At 39.2% G+C, this 19188-nt stretch carries 14 protein-coding genes and 1 other annotated feature; of the genes, 1 reads left to right on the top strand and 13 read right to left on the bottom strand.

Annotated elements, in window-relative coordinates; translation table 11 throughout:
• The 10 genes from carB to ACIQXJ_RS01360 all read right to left on the bottom strand — a co-directional run bounded on the left by carB (position 1) and on the right by ACIQXJ_RS01360 (position 12871).
• On the bottom strand, positions 1-3198 hold the full coding sequence (gene carB, locus ACIQXJ_RS01405) for a carbamoyl-phosphate synthase large subunit (RefSeq protein WP_403048817.1): 3198 nt from the start codon (positions 3196-3198) through the stop codon (positions 1-3).
• Positions 3191-4291, bottom strand: coding sequence for a glutamine-hydrolyzing carbamoyl-phosphate synthase small subunit (gene carA, locus ACIQXJ_RS01400; protein WP_403048814.1), 1101 nt, complete (start codon positions 4289-4291; stop codon positions 3191-3193). Before carA ends, carB begins: the two co-directional genes overlap by 8 nt.
• Positions 4291-5568: a dihydroorotase gene (locus tag ACIQXJ_RS01395; protein ID WP_403048811.1), complete on the bottom strand. Its 1278-nt coding sequence runs from the start codon at positions 5566-5568 to the stop codon at positions 4291-4293. Before ACIQXJ_RS01395 ends, carA begins: the two co-directional genes overlap by 1 nt.
• Position 5569: 1 nt before the next feature.
• Complete coding sequence (locus tag ACIQXJ_RS01390; RefSeq protein WP_403048808.1) at positions 5570-6448, bottom strand: aspartate carbamoyltransferase catalytic subunit; 879 nt, start codon at positions 6446-6448, stop codon at positions 5570-5572.
• Positions 6449-6654: 206 nt separating this feature from the next.
• On the bottom strand, positions 6655-7965 hold the full coding sequence (locus ACIQXJ_RS01385) for a solute carrier family 23 protein (protein WP_403048805.1): 1311 nt from the start codon (positions 7963-7965) through the stop codon (positions 6655-6657).
• A 20-nt stretch (positions 7966-7985) separates the two neighbouring features.
• Complete coding sequence (gene pyrR / locus ACIQXJ_RS01380) at positions 7986-8528, bottom strand: bifunctional pyr operon transcriptional regulator/uracil phosphoribosyltransferase PyrR (protein WP_340825966.1); 543 nt, start codon at positions 8526-8528, stop codon at positions 7986-7988.
• 335 nt (positions 8529-8863) lie between these two features.
• Positions 8864-9775 (bottom strand): RluA family pseudouridine synthase, encoded by a 912-nt coding sequence (locus ACIQXJ_RS01375; RefSeq protein ID WP_403048802.1) that lies wholly within the window; start codon positions 9773-9775, stop codon positions 8864-8866.
• Positions 9772-10251, bottom strand: a complete 480-nt coding sequence (gene lspA / locus ACIQXJ_RS01370) for a signal peptidase II (protein WP_340825968.1) — start codon at positions 10249-10251, stop codon at positions 9772-9774. Before lspA ends, ACIQXJ_RS01375 begins: the two co-directional genes overlap by 4 nt.
• A 699-nt stretch (positions 10252-10950) precedes the next feature.
• Entirely contained in the window at positions 10951-12519 is a 1569-nt protein-coding gene (locus ACIQXJ_RS01365; RefSeq protein WP_403048799.1) for a sodium/solute symporter, read from the bottom strand.
• 22 nt (positions 12520-12541) lie between these two features.
• Complete coding sequence (locus ACIQXJ_RS01360; RefSeq protein WP_401009546.1) at positions 12542-12871, bottom strand: hypothetical protein; 330 nt, start codon at positions 12869-12871, stop codon at positions 12542-12544.
• A 245-nt stretch (positions 12872-13116) separates the two neighbouring features.
• On the opposite strand from ACIQXJ_RS01360, the gene ACIQXJ_RS01355 reads away from it, so the two are divergent.
• Complete coding sequence (locus tag ACIQXJ_RS01355; protein ID WP_403048796.1) at positions 13117-14295, top strand: AraC family transcriptional regulator; 1179 nt, start codon at positions 13117-13119, stop codon at positions 14293-14295.
• 179 nt (positions 14296-14474) lie between these two features.
• On the opposite strand, the gene ileS is transcribed toward ACIQXJ_RS01355, so the two are convergent.
• The 3 genes from ileS to ACIQXJ_RS01340 form a co-directional block, all read right to left on the bottom strand.
• A complete protein-coding gene (gene ileS / locus ACIQXJ_RS01350; RefSeq protein ID WP_403048793.1) occupies positions 14475-17243 on the bottom strand; it encodes an isoleucine--tRNA ligase in 2769 nt (922 codons plus the stop codon).
• A 198-nt stretch (positions 17244-17441) separates the two neighbouring features.
• Positions 17442-17664, bottom strand: a binding site (T-box leader).
• A gap of 105 nt (positions 17665-17769) precedes the next feature.
• The gene (locus ACIQXJ_RS01345; protein WP_340825975.1) at positions 17770-18294 is read right to left on the bottom strand and encodes a DivIVA domain-containing protein; all 525 of its coding nucleotides are present in this window, start codon (positions 18292-18294) and stop codon (positions 17770-17772) included.
• A gap of 95 nt (positions 18295-18389) precedes the next feature.
• The gene (locus ACIQXJ_RS01340; protein ID WP_403048790.1) at positions 18390-19178 is read right to left on the bottom strand and encodes a YlmH family RNA-binding protein; all 789 of its coding nucleotides are present in this window, start codon (positions 19176-19178) and stop codon (positions 18390-18392) included.
• Positions 19179-19188: the final 10 nt, after the last annotated feature.

Here is a 19188-nt window from a genome sequence, read left to right as displayed (position 1 = left end):
TTAATGTACTACCTCCGCTTTCGGCATTTGTTCTGCTGTAAATGTCATTGATTCAATTACACGAAGCATTGCTTCTGCTGTATCTAATGATGTTAAGCAAGGTACGCCATTTTCTACAGACTCACGACGAATTCGGAATCCATCACGCGCTGGTTGCTTACCTTTTGTTAATGTGTTGACTACTAACTGAGCTTCACCATTTTGAATTAAGTCTAGTAACGTTTGTCCTTTTGCACCGATTTTCCCTACTACATCTGTACGAACGCCAGCTGCTTCAAATGCTTGTGCTGTCCCTTCTGTCGCTACAATGCGGTAGCCAACTGTTGAAAAGCGTTTTGCAAGTGCAATTGCTTCTTCTTTATCCTTATCAGATACAGTGAATAATACTGTGCCTTCTGTACGAATTTCCATACCAGCTGCAACTAAGCCTTTGTATAGGGCTTTTTCTAATGTGGCATCCTTACCCATTACTTCCCCTGTTGATTTCATTTCAGGTCCTAATGTGATGTCCACACGGCGTAATTTTGCGAATGAGAATACGGGTACTTTAACAAACACACCTTTTTGCTCTGCAGCTAAGCCAGTTGGATATCCTTGCTCTACGATTGATTTACCAAGAATCGCTTTCGTTGCAATGTTTGCCATTGGTATGTTCGTAATTTTACTTAAGAACGGTACTGTACGAGATGAGCGGGGGTTAACCTCAATCACATACACTTCACCTTGCGAAATTACATATTGGATATTCATTAAGCCGATGATGCCAAGTCCTTTTGCTAGACGAGTCGTGTAATCGACTAAAGTATCTTTTTGCGTTTGTGTTAATTTTTGTGGTGGGTATACAGAAATCGAGTCACCAGAGTGTACCCCTGCACGTTCGATATGTTCCATAATACCTGGGATTAAAACATTTTCACCGTCACAAATCGCATCTACCTCAATTTCTTGACCCGTTAAGTAACGGTCTACTAAAACTGGGTGATCAGGTGAAGCCTCAACAGCGTTCTCCATGTAATGTTGTAATTCTTCCTCGTTATAAACAATTTCCATCGCTCGTCCACCAAGAACATATGAAGGGCGTACTAGCACTGGGAAGCCTAGACGTTTACCAATCACAAGTGCTTCTTCTGTTGATACCGCAGTTTCACCTGGAGGCTGTGGAATGTCTAATGCATGTAAAGCTTGTTCAAATTTATCACGGTTTTCAGCACGATCGATGTCTTCTAGCGATGTACCTAAAATTTTCACACCATTTACAGCTAATTTATCAGCTAGGTTAATAGCTGTTTGACCACCGAATTGAACAACTACGCCAATTGGTTGTTCTAAATCGATAATGTGCATTACGTCTTCGATCGTTAATGGCTCGAAGTATAACTTATCTGAAATCGAGAAATCTGTTGATACTGTTTCTGGGTTTGAGTTAATAATGATTGCTTCATAGCCTGCTTCTTGGATAGCCCAAACTGAGTGAACTGTAGCGTAATCGAACTCTACCCCTTGACCGATACGGATTGGACCTGAGCCTAATACGATAACAGATGGTTTTTCAGACTTGATTGACTCATTTTCTTCCTCATAAGTGCCGTAGAAATAAGGTGTTTCTGATTCGAACTCTGCCGCACATGTGTCCACCATTTTATAGACAGGGATAATGCCGTTTTCTTTACGGTATGCATAGATTGCTTCTTGCGTTGTATCCCAAAGCTCAGCAATTTTTTTATCCGCAAAGCCTAGACGTTTTGCAGTACGTAATACTTCTTTATCGTTTTTATGGTCAGCAAGTGTTTGCTCCATATCTACAATGTTTTTGAATTTATTTAAGAAGAATAAGTCGATTGCAGACCATTCATGAATTTGTTCAATTGTTACACCGCGACGCAATGCTTCTCCGATGAAGAATAAGCGTTCATCGCCCGCTTTACGGATGCGTTTTTCAATCCAAGAATCAGAGTTATCTTCAGCATGTTTCAGCTCTAGATGAACTTGACCTGTTTCAAGAGAACGTACAGCTTTTAGCATTGCTTCCTCGAACGTACGACCAAGCGCCATTACTTCCCCTGTTGCCTTCATTTGTGTGCCTAGGTTACGTTTTGCAGATTCGAACTTATCGAATGGCCAGCGTGGAATTTTTGCTACGATATAGTCTAGTGCTGGTTCGAAGCAAGCATACGTTGAACCTGTCACTGGATTTTTAATTTCATCTAACGTTAAGCCTACTGCAATTTTTGCTGCCAGCTTCGCGATTGGGTAGCCCGTTGCTTTTGACGCTAATGCAGATGAGCGTGATACACGTGGGTTTACTTCGATTACATAGTAGTTGAAGCTATATGGATCAAGGGCTAACTGTACGTTACAGCCACCTTCAATTTTTAGTGCGCGAATAATATCTAATGAGATATTACGTAACATTTGATTTTCGCGGTCAGAAAGTGTTTGTGTTGGTGCTACTACGATTGAGTCACCTGTATGAATCCCTACTGGGTCAACATTTTCCATGTTACAAACAACGATCGCATTGTCAGCTGCATCACGCATTACTTCATATTCAATCTCTTTCAAACCAGCGATTGATTTTTCAAGTAAACATTGTGTAACTGGCGAATATTTTAAACCTGATGTGACGATTTCTTCTAGGTCTTGGTCGTTATAGCAAATACCGCCGCCTGTACCTCCAAGTGTGAATGCAGGACGAACGATTACTGGATAACCGATTTTTGCGACAAAGTTTTTCGCTTCATCTAAGTTATGAATAATGTCTGATTCCGGTACTGGTGCACCTAGTTCGTACATTAAGTTACGGAATAAATCACGGTCTTCTGCTTTATGGATAGCATCTAGTTTCGTACCAAGAATTTCGATATTTAGTTCATTTAAAATACCTGAGTTGTCTAACTCAATGGCCATATTTAAACCTGTTTGACCACCTAGTGTTGGTAGGATTGCATCTGGACGTTCTTTACGTAAAATGCGTGATACAAATTCTAGTGTGATTGGCTCAATGTAAACTTTGTCTGCAATTTCAGTATCTGTCATAATTGTTGCAGGGTTTGAGTTTATTAAAATAACGCGGTAGCCTTCTTCTTTTAATGAAAGACAAGCTTGTGTTCCTGCATAGTCAAATTCTGCTGCTTGTCCGATGACGATTGGGCCAGACCCGATTACTAAAATAGTTTCTATATCTGTACGTTTAGGCATGTTGTTTCCCCTTCCCTGCTTCTGCTTCCATCATTTCAATGAATTCATCAAATAAGTGGTTTGAATCCTCTGGTCCTGGTGATGCTTCTGGGTGATATTGTACTGTGAAAATCGGATATTTCTTATGACGTACACCTTCACAAGTACCATCATTTAATGCGACATGTGTTAATTCTAAATCTGTATCTTTTAAAGACTCAATATCGATTGCATAGCCATGATTTTGAGATGTTAAGTCTGTACGACCTGTGCGTAAATCTTTAACCGGGTGGTTACCTCCGCGGTGACCGAATGGTAATTTAAATGACTTCGCGCCACTCGCTAATGAGAAGATTTGGTGGCCTAAGCAAATACCGAACATTGGCACTTTTCCGATTAAATTGCGTACCGTTTCGATACCTTCTGCAACGTCTTCAGGATTCCCTGGACCGTTTGACAGCATAATGCCATCAGGATGCCATGCTAAAATTTCTGCTGCTGGTGTATTGTAAGGTACAACTAGTACATCACAATCACGTTTATTTAATTCACGGAGAATACCATGCTTCATACCGTAGTCAATTAATACTACTCGTTTGCCACGGCCTGGTGATGGATAAGCAGCCTTTGGCGTTACTTCGCGAACATGATGCGTAATTGCTGGTGTAGCCTGTAGTTTTGCGACGATTTCTTCTACATTCACTTCTTCGTCAGCCGCTGTTAAAATTGCTTTAACAGATCCTTTGCTACGAATAATGCGTGTTAATTTTCGAGTATCAATCCCTTCAATCCCTGGGATATCCTTTGATGTTAAATATTCATCAACTGTTAAATCACATCTGAAGTTTGACGGTGTTTTTGCTAGTTCGCGGACTACAAATCCACGAATTGCAGGTGTGATTGATTCGAAATCATCACGGTTAATACCGTAGTTACCGATAAGTGGGTATGTTAACGTTACGATTTGTCCGTAGAATGAAGGGTCTGAAATCGTTTCTTGATATCCTGTCATCCCTGTTGTGAATACGACCTCGCCTTGTGAAGCTCGCTCGCTACCGAACGCTGTGCCTGTAAATACTGTGCCATCTTCTAAAATAAGTAAACGTTTTTTCATTACTCTGCCTCCTGGTATACGATATTACCTTCAAAAATTGTTACTACTGGCCAACCTTTTGCAATCCAACCATTGAAAGGTGTATTGCGACCTTTTGATACAAAACCTTCTGCATCAATTGTTTGTTCTTTCTTTACATCAATTAAAACCATGTCAGCTGATGCACCTACTTGTAACGTTCCATATGGTAAGTCGAAAATTTGTGCTGCTTTCACAGTCATCCAATCAATCAATTGCTTTAAAGTCCATTTCCCTGTTTCAACAAACTGTGTATACAACAGTGGGAATGCTGTTTCAAAGCCGACGATGCCGAACGGTGCGCCAACCATACCACAACATTTTTCTTCTATTGTATGTGGCGCATGATCTGTTGCGATGCAGTCGATTGTGCCATCAAGTAGTGCTGCGTGTAGAGAATCTTTATCGTCTGCACCGCGTAATGGTGGGTTCATTTTCCAGTTAGCATCATCGGATGGAATATCCATCTCTTCAAGTAATAAATGGTGTGGACAAACTTCTGCAGTGACCCGAATACCTGCTGCTTTTGCGTCACGTACTGCACGCACCGATTCTTTTGTTGATACGTGGCACACATGGTAGCGTGCGCCCGCAGCTTCTGCGAGAAGAACATCGCGCGCAATTTGAACAGATTCACAAATAGAAGGAATACCCGGTAGTCCTAATTCTTTATTGCGCTTGCCTTCATGCATGACACCATCATAAATTAATGAATTATCTTCACAGTGTGCTACAACAACCATGTTATGCTTTGCCGCATCCTGCATTTGTTCATACATCGTGGAGGCTAATTGAATTCCTACACCATCGTCTGAGAATGCTACAGCACCATGTGCTTTTAACTCCGCGATATCCGTACGAACTTCACCTGAAATGTCTTGCGTTAATGAACCATATGGCAATACACGAATCACTGCGCTTTCTTGAATAAGGCCGTTAATTAGTTGCATGTTTTCTACAGTGTCAGGCACTGGTTTCGTATTCGGCATTGCACAAATCGTTGTAAAACCACCTTTCGCTGCAGATGCAGAGCCTGTGGCAATTGTTTCTTTATGTTCAAAACCTGGCTCTCGTAAATGTGTGTGCACATCTACAAAGCCTGGAGCAACAACTAAACCGTTTCCTTCGATAATTTCCGCACCAGCTACATTGACCTCTTGTCCAATGGCAGTAATTTTGCCATCTACCATGGCGATATTCACTGTATGCAGTTCACCTTGTTCATTTAACATTTGTACATTTTGAAGTACTTTTGTCATGTTATTCTCTCCCTTGTAAAATCGTTTCAATAATTGCCATGCGTGTATACACACCATTGCGAACTTGCTCAAAAATTCGAGAACGTTCGCTTTCGACTAGCTCTGATGCAATTTCTACATCACGGTTAACTGGCGCTGGATGCATAATAATTGCTTTTTCCTTCATTTTCTTCTCACGTTCCACTGTCAATCCGTACTCTTCATGATAGCTTTCTTTTGAGAAGCTTCTATTTACCTTATGACGTTCATGTTGTACACGAAGTAACATAATGACATCGCTTATTTCGATTAAATCTTCCCAAGAATGATGTGCTTTAAAATCCCCTGCCCATTCTTCTGGGCAAAGAAAATGTACATTTGCTCCTAGTCGTTGTAACGCCGAAGCATTTGATTTTGCAACACGACTATGAGATATATCCCCAGCGATTGTGATATTTAACCCTTCAAAAGAACCAAACTCTTTTTTTATCGTGTACAGATCCAGCAATGATTGTGATGGATGTTGACCAGCGCCATCTCCTGCGTTTATAACCGCAACATTAATGCCTTCTAGTAGCTCGTTATAATATTCATCTTCTTGTGCTCGGATAACGACCGCATCTATGCCTATCATCTCTAATGTTTTGACTGTATCGTACATTGTTTCACCCTTTGTCACACTTGAAAAGCTTGCGTCAAACGGGATTACAGTGCAGCCAACTTTCCGCTCTGCCATCTCAAAACTTGTTTTCGTTCGAGTACTCGGTTCAAAAAATAAGTTTGCAACGTTGTAAGCACGAGATAACGATGATGTTTCGCCATTTTCAAAAGCCTGCGCACGATGTAAAATGCTGCTAATTTCTTCGGTTGTTAAATGTTCCATTGATAATAAGTTCTTCATCATGTACCTCCATTAGATTGTGTGTCATGAACGTCTATGTATGACGTTCTTCATTATTTAAGTGTCTAAATAATGTAAAAGCCCCGCTGATGTCATCAGCGAGGCATAAGGAGGCGTAACAAACTATAGTAAGCCGGATGCTTACTTATTGCTTGTCCACAACTTCCCTTTTTTTGCCTCTCTGGACAATTCATTAAAAGGTACTACTATGAATTATTATTTTGATTGTAAGGTACTGGTATATCGGCTTCTTTTTTACCTGGTAAAACCGCATTTAGCACAACTCCGATAATCGCTGCTAACGCCATACCTTCTAAACTTAGTGATTCTGTGACGATAAATTTCGCACCGCCGATACCTATTACTAGAATAACAGAGGCAATCACTAGATTGCGGCTGTTACCAAAGTCGATATGATTATCTACTAGCATACGGAGACCGCTTGAAGCGATGATACCGAACAGTAGAATGGAAACTCCGCCAAGAACAGCTGTTGGAATTGTTGCGATTACTGCCATTGCTTTCCCGAAGAATGACAGGAAAATCGCCACTACTGCCGCTCCTGCTATTACATACACACTGTAAACTCGTGTGATAGCAAGAACACCGATATTTTCACCGTACGTTGTTTTTGGTGGACCACCAATGAATGCACTAACTAATGTCCCAAAGCCATCACCTAGTAATGAACGATGTAAGCCTGGTTCTTTAATATAATCTCGATTCACTACTTTTCCAAGCACGAGCTGGTGACCGATATGCTCTGAAATTGTCACAATGACAATCGGTACCATCGCTAGTAAAATCGTAGATGTAATTGTAAAGTCATAATCTACACCAGGAATGATGAAATGTGGTATTGCAAACATCTTTGCTTCTTTAATCGGTTCGAAGTTGACGATACCGATAAAAATCGAGTAAACATAGCCAACGATTAGGCCGATTAAAATCGGCATCGTACTTAAAATCCCCTTAAAGAAGATTGTAAAAATAATTGCCGTAAATAGTGTGACAAGTGCTGCTGAGAAATGCAGTAAGTTATATTCCCCATCAACATTCATTGCCATGCCTACTGCTGTTCCTGATAAGCCAAGGCCGATGACCATAATAACCGGCCCTACTACGATTGGCGGAAGGATTTTCATAATCCATTTATAGCCGCTCTTCCAAATGATGAGTGACACAATGCCGTAGGTTACACCGACGGCCATTGCCCCTATCATGGCGTTACCTGGGTTGACACTTAAGCCATTGTCATCTAAACCGCCTGCGGCAAGTAAAATCGGTGCGATAAAGGCAAACGATGAACCTAAATATGCTGGTACTTGAAACTTCGTTATTAATAGGAAGAACAATGTTGCAATTCCGCTTGTTAGAAGGGCGATTGCAGGGCTAAGGCCTACAAGCTGTGGTACTAAAATCGTTGACCCAAACATGGCAAACATATGTTGGAAACTTAATGTCACCAATTGGACTGGGGTCGGTTTGTCATTTACATCTAATACTGCCTTTGACATAACATTTCCTCACTTTATAGTTAGTCTTCTTTATAAATAATGACGCAATCTTCACCATCGACTTCAGTTAAATTGACAACGATGCGCTCTGTGCCCGATGTCGGTACATTTTTTCCAACGTAGTCAGCTCGAATTGGTAGCTCTCGGTGCCCTCGATCTATCAACACTGCCAGTTGAATTTGTGCTGGTCTTCCTAAATCCATTATGGCATCTAATGCAGCACGGACTGTACGACCTGTATATAGTACATCATCGACTAGAATAATTTTTTGATTGGCAACAACATAATTGATATCCACTTGCTCGACATGTGCCTGCTCATTTTCATGCTTTGTCGATAAATCATCTCGGTAAAGAGTAATGTCTAGCTCCCCTGTACGAATAGCTTTTCCTTCTATTTTTTCGATACGCTCCGCTAAGCGTCTCGCTAGAAAGGCACCGCGCGTTTTTATACCGACTAAAATACATTCATCAATGCCTTTATTACGTTCAATAATTTCATGTGCAATACGTGTTAATGCTCTTGTCATCGATGGCCCATCTAATAGCTCATTTTTTGACATCTTTTGTCCTCCTCTCTTGAATCTAATTTCAGTGTTGTCCATTATGCGCAACTTTTATTAGAGTATTACTCTGGAAAGCTGTAGCACAATCGAATTTACGTGATGCTTCCTAAGTCGTAAAGCATCATTACAACGGCATAAAAAAACCTCTCGAGGCGAATAGCCTGAGAGGGTTGAGTACGTGTTTAAATAGCATGTCGGAAAAATTTGCAGCGCAAAATTTCACAACACGTTCACATGTACCTTCTCAGCCTCTCTGGACTGCCATTAAAGGTGAATATTAAGTTAAAGTCGTTCATTCACTTTCGTTAGTATAGACCTTCTTTAAATATTCGTCAATCCTTATTTCGTAATTCATCTAATAATTCTACATAATCAACAGGAAGTGGTGCTTCAAACTCCATATATTCGCCTGTTGTAGGATGATTGAATCCTAAAACTCCTGCATGTAATACTTGTCCACCAAAATCAATTGTCTTTCTCGGTCCATATTTTGGATCACCAACAAGAGGGAATCCTATATAATTCATATGCACGCGAATTTGGTGTGTACGTCCCGTTTCAAGACGACACTCTACTAGTGTGTATTCACCGAAGCGTTCAATCACTTGGAAGTGTGTTACCGCATGTTTCCCTTTATCAACAACTGCTTGTTTTTGACGATCCTTTTGGTCACGACCAATCGGTGCGTCAATTGTCCCTTTATCATGTGCGATATGTCCATGAACAAGAGCTGTATATTTACGCGTTACTGTTTTATTAACAAGTTGATCGACTAATGATTCGTGTGCAACATCATTTTTCGCTACCATTAGTAAACCTGATGTATCTTTATCGATACGGTGTACAATACCTGGGCGTAAAATACCATTAATGCCCGATAAATCTTTACAGTGATACATTAAACCATTTACAAGTGTACCTGCCATATGACCAGGTGCTGGATGGACAACCATCCCCTTTGGTTTGTTGACAACGAGCACATCCGCGTCCTCATAAACAATGTCAAGTGCTAGGTTTTCAGCAATTACATCTAATGGCTCTGCTTCTGGCACGATGATTTCTACAACATCGCCTGCTTTCACCTTATATTTCGCTTTAACTGTCTCACCATTTACTTTGACAATTCCTTCTGTAATCCAATTGCTAATTTGTGTACGAGACCACTCAGTCTGTATACTTGAAATCGCTTTGTCAATGCGCTCTCCTTGCTGTTGTTCTTCGATTGTATAAGATACTTGCGTCATTGTTTCACCTGTTTCTTTTCTTTTTTATCTTCGGCGATTAAACCAATCATTAATACGACAACGGCAATTGTTAATGCTGCATCCGCAATATTAAAAATCGGGAAATCGTAATTCATAATAGGGATTAATACGTCGACAAAATCTACTACTTCTCCTCTAAATAAACGGTCAATAAAGTTACCAATGGCACCGCCCAATAAAAGCATTAAACCCACTTGAAAAAGAGGCTTGCCCTTTGCTTCTTTGTGATAAAAGTAAATGATGGCACAAATAACGCCTATTGTTACAATAGAAAATAACCACATTTGCCCCTCAAGCATTCCCCATGCTGCACCTCTATTACGATGAGATAAAATGCCAAACCATGGATCCCATACGGAAATACGCTCACCAAACTCCATATTTTTCACAATTAGCCATTTTGTCCATTGATCTAAAATAATCACAAAAGCGGCCAATCCATAATATTTATACACAGCTATTCCTCCGTTCACTCAACATCTAACCTATTCTACCATAAGAGCTTATATAGCAATAACTAATATAACATGAAAATATGACGGAAACACAAGGCTGCAGTCCAAAAGTAGAAATCGACGCTCTTCGCCATTCTACTGTGAATGCAAAAATGCTGTTCCCTAAAAAGCACCATGTCCGGTATAGCTGAGAATTTAAATTAATGAGTATTACTAAACAAAAACTGCGTTTGATTTTCGCTACGAGTGACGCGTTCCACGGGCTTGGCTTCAATCTCCTCATCACTTCATTCCTGGGGGGCTTTCAGCTCAAGCTCATCCCGTTGGAGTCGCCATTCTCCGCGAAAATCAAACGTTTCTATTAACTCAACTCTAAAGCAGTATTACTCTACTATTGCGAGGCCTTTATATTGAAAAGGGAGACGAAATATTTTATTTGTCGTCTATACTAGTTGATTGACGTGGAAGGAGCGACACTCCTGCTGGAACAGCACGAGCTGAAAATCCATTTTTTCGGCTTTTGCCGCAAAAAATAGTTGAAGCCGTGCCTGCGGAAAGGGAGCGCCTGGAACGGAAATCACCGGTTGCCTATGATTGGCCAAAAATAAAATAGACAGTAGACCAACCCAAATTTCTTTGAGTTGGTTTACCGTCTACGCTTTCTTCACAATAAAAGTAATAGAGTGAAAGTATCGGGACCTATGCAGTTTCAGATTCTTTCGAGTGTACGCGCTTCATAAAATCATTTACATCAGCAGGTACTTTACGATCTAACAATGACACAATAATTACAGAAAGGAAACCTACTGGTACGGTTACAATACCTGGGATTTTAAATTGTAGGAAACTTGGCAGTGTTCCTGGTAAGAAAATCATCCACATGGACACAACAAGGCCTATCACCAATCCAGCAATAGCTCCTTTTTCTGTCATACCTCTCCACCAAATACCTAATATAAAAATCGGTGTAAATGTACTCGCAGCAACCGTAAATGCTAAAGCGACTAAATGACCGATAGATGCATCCTTAACGAGTAAACCTAGTCCGCCATAAAGAATACCTAAAATAACAATGGCTACTTTTCCGGCAACTACTCGCTGTTTTTGCGTAATATCTTTTTTCATAAAGCTAGCATATAAATCATGTGCTAATGCGCCCGAGCTGGTAATGAATAGTCCTGATAAATTAGAGAAGATTGCAGCGAAAGCCCCTGCAATAACAAGACCGAGAAGCCAATCGCCTCCTAAGGCAAGCGCAGTTGTTGGAATAACCATGTTATTGCCACCGAGCACTAAATCTCTCATCACTTCTTCACTTGCACTACCTGAGATGAAAATTGCACGGCCAACAACACCTAAAAATACCGCTAACAAGAAGAACGTACTGGCAATTCCAATGGCCATCAAAGCGGATTTACGGGCAGCCTTAGCACTTGGATTCGTATAAAAACGCAATAAAATATGCGGTAATCCAATAGTACCTAGCGCTAAACCAATTGTCATACTTATTGTTTGCCAAAACGTTGGGAAATAAAAGCCTGTCCCCGTCCATGCCGCACCATCAAAATTAACATCACTACCATCCAAGGCATAAGGTGATGTACCTGTAATAGGACCATTAAAGGAATTGATGGCTGCTAAAATTTTATCGTAATGCAAGCCCCCATACATTGCTGCAATAAGCATTACTATGAACGCTCCTAGACGAATCCAAAGCTCTAATGCTTGGTTGATTGTTGTCCCCTTCATTCCGCCTATTCCTACGTAGAAAATCATCACTACACATGTAAAGATAATACCGAATTCATAGGATGTACCAAAAAACATACTTAATATTTGTGCTGCTCCTAACAGCTGCGGCGCCGCATAGAAGCCTGAAATCGCTAAAACAACAATTACTGCAGCTAAACGAGCTCGTCTACTATGAAAGCGATAGGCTAAAAAGTCTGCCACAGTAAATGCTCCAAAACGTCTCAATGGCCCAGCAACAAAAATGGCTAGTAGTGTCAAGCCAATTGAGAAGCAAAATGCATAATACGCACCATCATAGCCTAGCTGAAATGTTAAACCAGCAATCCCTAAAAATGTAGCTGCACTTAAGTAGTCTCCTCCAATAGCTGATCCATTCGTAAACCATCCAAAACTCCGTCCCCCAACGAAGAAATCAGATGCCGTTGTATTTTTTTTCGTTAAATACGTAATGTACACAATGGTTCCCATTAGTGCGATTGTCAACAACATTTTTGGTTCTAAAATCGTCTCAATCATTCAACCTACCCCCTTTAGTGAACTACTTATTTGACATTTCATATTTTTTCAAGCGCTTTTCATACAACGTCGTATGGACATATGCAATAACAAAGGCCATCACCATCATGACAACTGTCGTGACAAACCACGTTACAGTCATGCCTCCCCATACTTTCTTAAATGCAATTTCAGGAGCAAACCAATTCATTACTGGGATACTAAAAATTAAAATAAAATAAAATACCGTTAAGCTAAAGCCTGTAGTAAACTCATCCTTCATAATTTTATGTGTCGTCGGATCTAACGGTGGCAAATCTCTGACATCCACAGTTCCAGCTTCCACATACTCATAATCATGACTCCCCGCCATATTACTAACCCCCTTTTGTTTAAGTGAATAATTATCTGAAATTTCAAATTATTATTCGCTACAACTATTCTATTCTATTTTTCTAATAATATAGGTACAATATTTTGCTGTATTAGTACAAAATATTGCTATTTTAAGTTAAAATACTTTTATTAATCTTCTTTTTATTTTTTGATTTTAGAAAGGGGCTGTTTAGCATTTTAAGCGTCGTATGGAACGTTGAGAATTCAATTGAAAAACAGCAAATGATAGGATGGCTAGAAGAATTCCTCCCACATACATTTACTGAATGTACACAACCGCGTGCACAAGAGGTGGCAATTTTCGTCTATGAAATTAACCATTTATTTGATTGGGTAAAGGTCAAACGATTAAAGAAAAATTATCCTAATAGTATTATTATCCCTATTGTTGCAGTACACTTAACCTATTCAGTAGGTATTGCCATTGAATTAAATTTACTAGCACTTCTTATAAAACCTTTGCAAAAACAAAAATTTTTACGAATTGTAAAAAAGCTTTATACATCCTATAAAGATCAGCAAGCAAGTACCATTACGATGCTTGAACTATCACAACAAATCCCACACAATTATACATCACCATTTCGCGAAGCTTTTTTGAGACGACTAATACGAGGTGAAATTAACAACGAACAGGAAATTGTACAAGCTTCTTCGTTTTTATCAACTGACTGTATTCCAAATATCGTTTTTTTAATTCAAGGCTATGTAGATGCTCAGCAAAACCGACCGATACTGTACGATGCAAGTAGTGTAATTACCAATGTCTTTCGTCAGCATTTTTCGGACAAAGCACCGCTGTCCTTTTTAAATTTCGAGCGTTACTTATTATTGCTGATGCGGATTCCTCATACGTATACATCATTTAAACATTGGACAGAGGGTGTCACTACTTTACTGACCGTTATCGAGCTTTTAAAAAGAGATTATAATATCCACCTTTTTATAGGAATTGGTGGTGTGTTTTTGCAATCTATGCAAGTTAAAGAATCCTACAGTCAGGCTAGAAAAGCACGTAGAAAGCCACCTGTAGATAATATTCATATACGATTTTACGAGGACTTAACGAAGCATGAACCGCTACAAAAGGCTATTCAATATATTGAGGAGCATTATGATGAGCAACTAATTATTAGTGATGTCGCCAAATCAATTAATTTTAGTCCTACTCACTTTAGTCGCTTATTTAAAAAAGAGACTGGTCGTAATTTTGTTGATTATGTAGCGTATACTCGCATAATTAAAACACTCCCCTATTTACGGAAATTTGACTATACCATTGAAAAAATTTCAGCAAGTTCTGGCTTTAATACACCCAATTATTACAGTCTTACATTTAAAAAATATGTAGGAATTTCTCCAACTGACTACCGCAATACAATCGAAATATTGTTTAAGTAAATATACTGAATGCCCGGTTCTCAAAACAACTTCGTGCAGACACCCTCGCTTACGTCCCATTCAACGTTACTTTCCACTATCGTACTTAACTATAGATCGGTATGTTCACAGCTATCCATTCATATAAAAAATGAGCAGTCGATTTCAGCATCGACTGCTCATTTTTATTTCATGAAATTTTATACGTAATACTTTTCAACAACTTCTGCACAACGAGCACATACTGTTGGTTGCGCTTCATTTGTTCCAACTGTTGCAGAAATTGACCAACAACGCTCACATTTCTCGCCTGTTGCTTTTTCAACAACAATTGATACATGTTCTAATGCTAGCGCTTCAGCAGGAGCTGATTCAATTGGTGCTACCTCAAAAGCAGAAACGATTGAAAGCTGAGCAAAATCAATGTTTGCATCATTCAATAATGCTAATACTTCTGGTTTTGCATAAACTGTTACTTTCGCTTCAAGAGATTTACCGATTGTTTTAGCATTTCGAGCTTCTTCTAAAGCTTTTAAAATATCATCACGTACATCGATAATTGTTTCCCATTTTTCACGTAACTCATCGAAGTTTGCTTGCTCAACTACTGATGGGAAGTCTGTTAATTGAACTGATACCTCTTCCACAACACCTTGAGCGTGTAAATAAGACCATACTTCATCTGTTGTATGGGGAATAATTGGTGTCATGATTTTTACTAAAGTCATTAATGTATCGTAAATAACTGTTTGCATTGCACGACGATCGTGATTATCATGACCTTCAATATAAACAACATCTTTTGCGATGTCTAAGTAGAATGAAGATAGTTCTACAGCAACAAAGTTATTAACCGCATGGTAGACAGCAGCAAAATCATAACGATCATAAGCGCTACGTACTGTTTTCAATACATCTTGTAAACGCATGTAAATGTATTGATCCATCTCACGTAAATCTGCATATGGTACACGGTCTTTCAATGGATTGAAATCAGCTACATTGCCGTGTAAGAAACGGAATGTATTACGGATTTTACGGTAAACTTCAGATACTTGCTTTAACATATCCATTGAAATACGAACATCAGCAGTATAATCTACAGAAGCTACCCATAGGCGTAAAATATCAGCACCGTATTGATCCATTACCTTTTGTGGAATAATTACATTCCCTAGTGATTTACTCATTTTGCGACCATCGCCATCTAGAACGAAGCCATGCGTTAAGAGACCTTTATAGGGTGCATAGCCATTAATCGCCACAGACGTAATTAACGACGAGTTAAACCAGCCACGGTGTTGGTCAGACCCTTCTAAGTAAAGATCCGCTGGATATTTAATACCACGTTCAACTAGCACACCTTGGTGAGATGATCCTGAGTCAAACCATACGTCCATAATATCGTTTTCTTTCGTAAATTCACCATTTGGACTACCTGGATGTGTAAAGCCTTCTGGTAATAATTCTTTAGCCGTCATTTGGAACCAAATATTTGATCCATGCTCACGGAATAGTGTAGAAATACGTGCAATTGTTTCTGGCGTAATAATCGGCTCACCGTTTTCAGCATAGAAAATTGGAATTGGTACACCCCATGCACGTTGACGAGAAATAACCCAGTCTCCACGGTCACGAATCATATTATAAAGACGTGTTTCGCCCCAAGCAGGTGTAAATGCTGTCGATTTAACCGCTTCTAATAATTCATCACGGAAAGCATCAATTGACGCAAACCATTGTGGTGTAGCACGATAAATTACTGGTTTTTTCGTACGCCAGTCATGTGGATAAGAGTGCGTAAAGAAGTTTAGTTTTTCTAATGCGCCAACTTCTTCTAATTTGGCAGTAACCATTTTGTTTGCATCATTGTAAAAGACACCTTCAAAACCTGGTGCTTCGTCAGTATAACAACCACTGTTATCCACTGGACTTAGAATTGGTAAACCGTATAACTTACCAATTTGATAGTCATCTTCACCGTGTCCTGGAGCAGTATGAACACAACCAGTACCAGCCTCAGCAGTAACGTGCTCACCGACCATTACAAGTGATTCACGGTCGTAGAATGGATGTTGTGCTACGATGCGATCTAATGCTTCCCCTTTTACCTCTTGGATAACTTCATAAGTTTCCCAATCAAGCTCTTTTGCAACTGTTTCAAGCAATTCTTTCGCAATAATGAACTTTTTATCCGCTACTGCAACAACAACATAGATGAATTCTGGATTTAGAGAAATCCCTAAGTTCGCTGGTAATGTCCAAGGCGTAGTCGTCCAAATAATAAATTTCGCATCAGCTGGTACAACACCTTTTGCATCTTTAATCGCAAAGCTTACATAAATTGAAGCTGATTTTACATCTTTATATTCAATTTCAGCCTCTGCTAATGCAGATTCTGAAGATGGCGACCAATACACTGGTTTTAAGCCTTTATAAATATAGCCTTTTTCAGCCATTTTACCGAACACTTCAATTTGTCGTGCTTCAAATTCTGGTTTTAACGTAATATATGGGTTTTCCCAATCACCACGAATACCTAAACGACGGAATTGCTCACGCTGATTGTCGATTTGTTCATATGCATATTTTTCGCAAAGCTCGCGGAATTCAGCAATAGACATTTCTTTACGTTTTACACCTTTGTTCGTTAAAGCTTGCTCGATTGGTAAACCATGTGTATCCCATCCAGGAATATAGTTAACATGGAAACCTGTCATTGAGCGATGACGTGTGATCATATCTTTCAGGACTTTATTTAATGCATGACCAATATGGATATCACCATTTGCATATGGAGGGCCATCATGTAGAACATATTCAGGGCGACCTGCTGTACGCTCCATTTGTAGTTTATTGATGTCCATCTCATTCCATTTTTCTTGCATTTTTGGTTCATTCGCAGGTAAATTTCCGCGCATTGGAAAATCTGTTTTTGGCATTAGTAACGTTTCTTTATATTCAACCATTTGTAAATTCCTCCTTTATTTTTTGCAAACAGAGAACATTTGCTAAGCATTTAATTACATTCGACAGATTCTTGTAAGCCCCAAGCAAAGGTAACTAGGACACATCTTGTGCCAATCATTTAAATTAAGCCTTTTTGATATACTTTCCTAGTGACACGCAAAACAATCCATTAACAACAAAAAAGCCCCTCAATCCCTGTAAGGGACGAGAAGCTTGAACTCGCGGTACCACCCTAGTTGTAGTACATAATTGTACTACCGCTTGAAAGCACGTTAACGTTGTGCGCTCCGAAATAACTTACTAAACGTTCAGTTATTTAGCTCAGAAGTGATTTTCTTTGTTATTTGCTTGTCTGGGCTCACACTATCCCCAAATCGCTTTACTACACCTAACAAATACTGTCTTCGTCTCTGCCTATATGCATATCTGTTCTTATTTAATTACTATTACAATAGTATATGGAAATCCATGAATTGCGTCAAGTCATATTCATTACATGACTACGTCACTTTTTCAATGGACGATTTAGATTTCTTCTGATTCTTGCGCTTCCTCAACAGAAGACTGAATTTCTGTTAAATCAATATCATATTGCAGTAAATGATCCCAATCGTCTGCATTAAGTAAATCCAACTGTGCTTCTACAAGCATTTTAAATCGATTGCGGAAAACTTTTGACTGCTTTTTCAGCTCATCTATTTCTATTGTAACTTTACGTGCTTTCGTTAATGCCTCATTAACAATACGATCGGCATTTTTTTCGGCTTCTTTCACAATAAGCTTTGCTTCTTTTTGTGAGTTTCTTCGTACTTCATCTGCTGCCTCTTGAGCGACAACAATTGATTTTTGTAATGTTTCCTCTAAAGAATTAAAATGTCTCGCTTGCTCTAAAGCCATTTCTAGTTGCTTATCGACATCTTTTTTTTCACGGAGTAGTTTTTCATAATCTTTAATAATTTGATCTAAAAATTCATTTACTTCATCTTCAGCATATCCCCTGAAAGATTTTGTAAACTCCTTATTATGTATATCAATAGGTGATAATGGCATACGATCCTTCTCTCCTTTACATGTACATTCGTAATTTCTATTATACAATTGTTCTAACAACTTAGCAGTAAAAATAAATTGAAATTACATGTTTTTTAACCTTTTTGGGTCAAACGACCGATTTGTAAACGAATTTTATCTTTCTTTGTTCGGCCTTCTGTCATTATTATTTTCACGCGACCACTACCTCGTACTGATAAAATATCACCTTCTTGACATTCAAAAGCAACACTATCTCGTTCAGTCCAGTTTACACGCACTTTTTTTCCAGTAATAAGTGCTTGTGCTTTTTGACGAGACACTTTTAATACCGTTGCAATAATGACATCCAAACGCATAGAAGAAACAGTATGAGATTCTTCCTGCCAGTCATCTTCATTTTCAATAAGGGCTTGTGATTCTTTAATTGATTCAACATGCACTTTAACCTTTCCAATCCCCGTTAAATGAAGGCGTACATAATCTGCTACCTCTTCAGCGACAACAAACTGCACTTGCTGCTCATTCACCCTAATATCTCCGAATTTAGCTCTGTCTAAGCCTAATGATAATAGGGCACCGAGCACATCAGGGTGGCGTAATTGGACAAATCTTGCAGGATAGTGAATTGTAAATACTGTAAGCTGATAATCTTCCTCATGCGGTTCGAAATATGTTGGGAAAATAAGCATACGTTGACGTTCTGCCTCATGAAACAAGCCATCGCTTGTCGTTTGAAGCATAGGATTTTGCGCAATGATAGACATCACGATAAAACGCTGCCTTGGATCTAAAAAATCTGTAAGTTTCGGAGCATAACGGTCTTCCACCTCACGTTGCCAACTTACTACCTGCTCAATAAAAGGCTGCTCGTCCTTCCTAAAATGTTGTATTAAATGCTCCATCTTTTGTTCA

The sequence above is a fragment of the Lysinibacillus sp. NPDC097868 genome (assembly GCF_044761135.1).
Lineage (GTDB): Bacteria > Bacillota > Bacilli > Bacillales_A > Planococcaceae > Lysinibacillus.
The sequence above is the reverse complement of the archived record's forward strand: the minus strand, read 5'-3'. Positions and strand labels throughout refer to the sequence as shown.

Bases quoted from the DNA above. Each gene is read 5' to 3' on its own strand.
- carB (WP_403048817.1), bottom strand. From the start codon at position 3,198: ATGCCTAAACGTACAGATATAGAAACTATTTTAGTAATCGGGTCTGGC.
- carA (WP_403048814.1), bottom strand. From the start codon at position 4,291: ATGAAAAAACGTTTACTTATTTTAGAAGATGGCACAGTATTTACAGGC.
- ACIQXJ_RS01395 (WP_403048811.1), bottom strand. From the start codon at position 5,568: ATGACAAAAGTACTTCAAAATGTACAAATGTTAAATGAACAAGGTGAA.
- ACIQXJ_RS01390 (WP_403048808.1), bottom strand. From the start codon at position 6,448: ATGAAGAACTTATTATCAATGGAACATTTAACAACCGAAGAAATTAGC.
- ACIQXJ_RS01385 (WP_403048805.1), bottom strand. From the start codon at position 7,965: ATGTCAAAGGCAGTATTAGATGTAAATGACAAACCGACCCCAGTCCAA.
- pyrR (WP_340825966.1), bottom strand. From the start codon at position 8,528: ATGTCAAAAAATGAGCTATTAGATGGGCCATCGATGACAAGAGCATTA.
- ACIQXJ_RS01375 (WP_403048802.1), bottom strand. From the start codon at position 9,775: ATGACGCAAGTATCTTATACAATCGAAGAACAACAGCAAGGAGAGCGC.
- ACIQXJ_RS01365 (WP_403048799.1), bottom strand. From the start codon at position 12,519: ATGATTGAGACGATTTTAGAACCAAAAATGTTGTTGACAATCGCACTA.
- ACIQXJ_RS01360 (WP_401009546.1), bottom strand. From the start codon at position 12,871: ATGGCGGGGAGTCATGATTATGAGTATGTGGAAGCTGGAACTGTGGAT.
- ACIQXJ_RS01355 (WP_403048796.1), top strand. From the start codon at position 13,117: ATGATAGGATGGCTAGAAGAATTCCTCCCACATACATTTACTGAATGT.
- ileS (WP_403048793.1), bottom strand. From the start codon at position 17,243: ATGGTTGAATATAAAGAAACGTTACTAATGCCAAAAACAGATTTTCCA.
- ACIQXJ_RS01345 (WP_340825975.1), bottom strand. From the start codon at position 18,294: ATGCCATTATCACCTATTGATATACATAATAAGGAGTTTACAAAATCT.
- ACIQXJ_RS01340 (WP_403048790.1), bottom strand. From the start codon at position 19,178: ATGGAGCATTTAATACAACATTTTAGGAAGGACGAGCAGCCTTTTATT.